The organism is Bacillus sp. OTU2372 (assembly GCF_038440275.1).
Taxonomy (GTDB): domain Bacteria; phylum Bacillota; class Bacilli; order Bacillales; family Cytobacillaceae; genus Neobacillus; species Neobacillus bataviensis_B.
On the sequence record NZ_JASATK010000061.1, the window covers coordinates 1 to 1,211 of the forward strand.

At 36.3% G+C, this 1,211-nt stretch carries 1 protein-coding gene; it reads right to left on the bottom strand.

The annotated features are described in order from the left end of the window. A protein-coding gene (locus tag AAHB15_RS29860; protein WP_342043892.1) for an IS3 family transposase occupies nucleotides 1-1,130 on the bottom strand; the annotation gives its coding sequence in 2 pieces (ribosomal slippage) (nucleotides 1-851 and nucleotides 851-1,130; 1,131 coding nt annotated over the 2 pieces). This gene is flagged as partial in the annotation. Between the last annotated feature and the right edge of the window lie 81 nt (nucleotides 1,131-1,211).

The following is a 1,211-nucleotide window of genomic DNA, read 5'->3' on the forward strand; positions in this document are numbered from 1 at the left end:
CAGGTAGTTTAATTTTGCCTGAAGTCGTGTGTGATTATAATGATTGATGAATTTTTCAACTCTTTCGATTACAATAGAATTTGTAAGAAACTCTCTTCCTTGAGAGTAGAATTCTTCCGACTTTATAGTGGAGTGGAAGGATTCAATGACGGCATTATCCAAGCAATTGCCTTTCCGGGACATGCTTGTGGTAATGCCTTTTTCTTTTGCTATTCTTTGAAATGAACGTGAAGTGTATTGAGACCCCTGATCACTATGTAGTATTAAGCCACTAATTTCACGACCTTCTACAGCGTCGTTTAAAGTATCTATCACTAAAGACACATCTTGGCTGGTACTAATTCGATATGCGATTATCTCATTATTAAATAAATCCATGATTGTGCTGAGATACAACATAGATTGACCGAAAGGGAGATAAGTGATGTCGGTAACCCATTTTTCATTTAGTTTAGAAGCTTGAAAATTCCTATTCAAATGGTTAGGGACGACTACCTTCATTTCACCAGCTATATTATTATTACGTTTTGGCTTAACCCGGCATTGAAGATTATATTTTTGCATAATTCGTTGTACAGTATTACGGTTAACCTTCCTCTTATAATCCCGCAAAAGCCAGGCCCTGACTGTCCGATGGCCGATTAGGAATTTATGACGTTTACAAATTTCAGTGATCTGTGCTTCGAGTTCAGTTTTACCTTTAGAACCTTGTTTTCTCCACCTATAGTAAGTTGACCTAGGTGTGCCAATACATTTACAAAGAAAGGTTATAGAAAATTGATCTTTAAATTTTTCAACTAAGGCTACGACTGCTTCCGGAACCAACTCCTCTCTATTTCTTGGTACTTTTTTAAAATTTCTATTTGTGCCTTTAAGTACTCATTTTCTCTCTTTAACTGGTCATTTTCAGATAGTTCTGCAGGACCTTTCCCATAACTATATTGTTTACCAATCCCTTGCGCTAAACGATATTGTTGCCCTTCACGATACCACTTCAGCCACCTTTTAATCTGAGTAACATTGGTAATTCCGAACTTGTCCATAATTTCACGGTTAGAATACTCACCACTTAACTTCATTTCAATAACAGCCTTTTTAACTTCTTCTGAGTATTCATTTATCTTCCCCATAAGAAAACACCTCCTGAGTTACGTATTATTTAAATACGATTCAGGGGGTGCTTTTTCCTTTGTCTTATTTAACTAGGTCTC